This is a genomic window from Corallococcus sp. 4LFB (assembly GCF_046520365.1).
Classification (GTDB): domain Bacteria; phylum Myxococcota; class Myxococcia; order Myxococcales; family Myxococcaceae; genus Corallococcus; species Corallococcus caeni.
In genome coordinates, this window is the sequence record NZ_JBKGHJ010000700.1 from 1 (window position 1) to 3,327 (window position 3,327).

The 3,327-nt window shown below is 70.3% G+C and carries 3 protein-coding genes; 1 reads left to right on the forward strand and 2 read right to left on the reverse strand.

What is annotated here, in order from left to right; genetic code table 11:
- Positions 1 to 51: 51 nt before the first annotated feature.
- Positions 52 to 849: an alpha/beta fold hydrolase gene (locus ACLEQD_RS39790; RefSeq protein WP_410391137.1), complete on the reverse strand. Its 798-nt coding sequence runs from the start codon at positions 847 to 849 to the stop codon at positions 52 to 54.
- Between the two features lie 20 nt (positions 850 to 869).
- Positions 870 to 2,255: an amidophosphoribosyltransferase gene (gene purF, locus ACLEQD_RS39795; RefSeq protein WP_410391138.1), complete on the reverse strand. Its 1,386-nt coding sequence runs from the start codon at positions 2,253 to 2,255 to the stop codon at positions 870 to 872.
- A 166-nt stretch (positions 2,256 to 2,421) separates the two neighbouring features.
- Between purF and ACLEQD_RS39800 the strand changes: the two genes are divergently transcribed.
- Positions 2,422 to 3,327, forward strand: a 906-nt coding sequence (locus tag ACLEQD_RS39800; protein WP_410391139.1) for a neutral/alkaline non-lysosomal ceramidase N-terminal domain-containing protein, incomplete at its 3' end; no start/stop codon positions are given.

A 3,327-nucleotide genomic window follows, 5' to 3' on the forward strand; every position in this document is an offset into this window, starting at 1 on the left:
CGCCGAGGGCTTCTGGCTCCGCGATTTGTTAGAGAACTTCTGGCGACCTACTTAGGCCAGCTCACGCAGGAACGACGCGGCGAGCTCCGCCAGGCGCTCGGGTTGGTCGTAGGGGAGGCCGTGGCCGGCGTCCTGGAGCTGTTCGATTCGGATGCGTGGGTTGAGGCTCCGCAGCTCCGTTGCCAGCTCGAACGTGACGACGGGGCTGCTGTCTCCAATGACGAGGAGGGTCGGGACGTCGATCGCGCTCACCACCTCGCGATACCCGGGGTTGGGCGGCGCCAGGACGTCGAAGGCTTCCAGGCGGGTCTTCAGTCGCGCCTCGGCGAGCTGCTCGATGAGCTCGAGTGAGCGGTGCGGCTGCCGGGCTCGGGCCTGGGCCACGAGGTCGGACTTCTGGAGGCCGAGGGCCCGGCGGTGTTGTTCGGCGACGTCGCTGGCGTGCACCTCGCGCTGGCGCTCGGGGCTCAAGAACGTCGGGTCGACGAGGATGAGGCCTCGGAGGTTTGCCGCCCCTTGGCTCGCCACCACCGCGGCGGTCATGCCGCCCATCGAGTGGCCCAGCAGCACCGGACGGGAGAGCTCCAGGCCTCGGATGAGGCCCACGACGTCGCTTGCGTGGTCGTCGTACCGGTAGCCGTGGTGCGGCGTGCTCGAACCGCCATGCCCTCTTGCGTCGGGCATGACGACGTCGAATCCACCTTCGAGCGCGCGCGCCACGGGCGTCCAGCAGGCGCCGCTCCCCATCAATCCATGGAGCAGCACGACGGGAGGGTGGGCGCCTCCCGTCCGGAGGTAGTGGAGGGTGATGCCGTTCGTTTCACGGACTCCCCTCGTCCAGGTCGTCATCCGAAGGCGCGGCCCGCGACTCAGGCGCTGAGCTTGGTGGCGCCACCCGCGCTCTGGGACAGCTTGTCGGTGAGGTACTGCCCGGAGAAGCACGCGGTGCAATAGGTGCTCCGCTTCGGGTCCTCCACCGCGGTGCCCAGGCCCTCCAGCGACAGGTAGCCCAGGGAGTCCGCCGTCACGTATTTGGCGATCTCCTCCGTGGTGTGGGTGGCCGCGATGAGCTCCGTGCGGCTGGGCGTGTCGATGCCGTAGTAGCAGGGCCACTGCGTGGGCGGCGACGAGATGCGCAGGTGCACCTCCACGGCGCCCGCGGCCTTGAGCATCTTCACGATCTTCCGGCTGGTGGTGCCGCGCACGATGGAGTCGTCCACCACCACCACGCGCTTGCCCTTGAGGACGCTGCGCACGGCGGACAGCTTCAGCTTCACGCCGAAGTGGCGGATGGACTGCTGCGGTTCAATGAAGGTGCGGCCCACGTAGTGGCTGCGGATGAGGCCCACGTCGTAGGGGATGCCGCTCGCCTGCGAGAAGCCGATGGCCGCGGGCACGCCGGAGTCCGGCACCGCGATGACCAGGTCCGCCTCCGCGGGCTGCTCGCGCGCCAGCTGCATGCCCAGGCGCTTGCGCACTTCGTAGACGCTGCTGCCGAAGAGCACCGAGTCCGGCTTGGCGAAGTAGACGTGCTCGAAGATGCAGCGCCCCAGCCGCGCGGCGGGCTTGAAGGGCATGCTGGTGCGCAGCACGCCGTTCTCGATGACGACCAGCTCGCCGGGCTCCAGCTCGCGGACGATTTCGGCTTCGATGAGGTCCAGCGCCGTCGTCTCGCTGGCGAGCACGTACGCGCCTTCCTTCATCTTGCCCAGCACCAGCGGCCGGAAGCCGTTGGGGTCGCGCACCGCGATGAGCTTGTTCTCCGTGAGGAGCAGGATGCTGTAGGCCCCCTCCACCCGGCGCAGCGCTTCCACGAGGCGCGCCTCGAAGGTGGGCTGCTTGGAGCGGGCGAGGAGGTGCATCACCACCTCCGTGTCCGCGTCCGACTGGAACAGCGCGCCCTCCGACTCCAGCTCCGCCTTGAGCTCCGTCGCGTTCACGAGGTTGCCGTTATGCGCGATGGAGAACTGGCCGCCCGCGTAGTTCACGAACAGGGGCTGGGCGTTCTTGATGCCACTGCCACCCGCCGTGCTGTAGCGCACGTGGCCGATGGCCGCCTGGCCAGGAAGGTTCTCAATCACCGGCGCGGTGAAGATGTCCGCCACCAGGCCCATCTGCCGGTGCGCGCGCAGGGTGTGCCCGTCGGACGCGACGATGCCGGCGGACTCCTGTCCGCGGTGCTGCAGGGCGTGCAACCCCAGGTACGTCAGGTTGGACGCCTCTCCATGACCCACGATTCCGAAGATGCCGCACATGGCGCGCTGCCTTACCCCTTTCGACCGCGAAGCGGAACAGGAACGCACGCCTTGAAGCCAGGTATTCCACCTGCTGACGACGTCGGCCCTTGTAGGCCAGGCAAGGTGCCGTTGCCCGAAAGGTAGGAGCCGCCCGGAAGCGCCAAGAGGGTACGCTCCCCGCGGCATGTCCTCCTCCCGGCGCTCCTTCTTCCGTACCCTGCTGCCCTTCGTCTTGCTAACGGCGGGGGCCGCCTACGCGCTCGCCTCGTGGAACTGGTGCGGGCGGTGGGAGGAGCGCACGCCCGAGGTGCTGTCACAGGTGCGTGGCGAAGGTCCCCTGCGGGTGGGCGCGGCGAAGGTGGCCCTCTCCCCGCCCTTCCCGGTGGTGGTGGCGGGCTATCCGCCCCCCCGGCCCGAGGCGAGCCAGGCTGAGCAGCCCCTCCATGCGAGGGCCCTGGTGCTGGAGGCGGGTGGGGCGCGCGTGGGCGTGGTGTCGCTGGACCTGCTCCTGGTGACCCCGGAAATCACGGCGCGGGTGCGCGAGCGCGCCGCGAAGGCGGGGGTGAAGGAGGTGCTGGTGGTGGCCACGCACACGCACTCCTCCTTTGGCGGTTACGACGCTCGCTGGGTGGCCGAGCTGTCCGGGACGGGGCGCTACCAGGAGGCCTCCGTGAACGCGGCGGTGGCTGGCGCGAGCGAGGCGCTGGAGAAGGCCGCGGCCTCGATGACGGACGTGGGGCTGGAGGTGGGCGGCGCGGCGGACGCGGGGCTCGTCTATTCCCGCTCCGGAGGCGACGCTCCGGACGGCCAGCTCACGCGGGTGGTGTTTCGCGGGCCCGCGGGGCCGGTGGCGGAGCTGCTGGTGTTCGCCGCGCACGCGGCGCTCATTCCCCGGCAGCGGGCGCTGGTGGATCCGGACTACCCGGGCCGGCTGAGCACGCTGCGCGAGGAGGCGGGTGTTGGCATCTCCCTGCTCGTGCAGGGCAGCGCGGGCAACGCGTCCGTGGCCTTCTCCGAGGGCCAGGGCCCCGAGCGCGCCCTGGGCTTCGCGAGCAAGCTGTCGGCGCTGGCGGACACGGCGGACACGGCG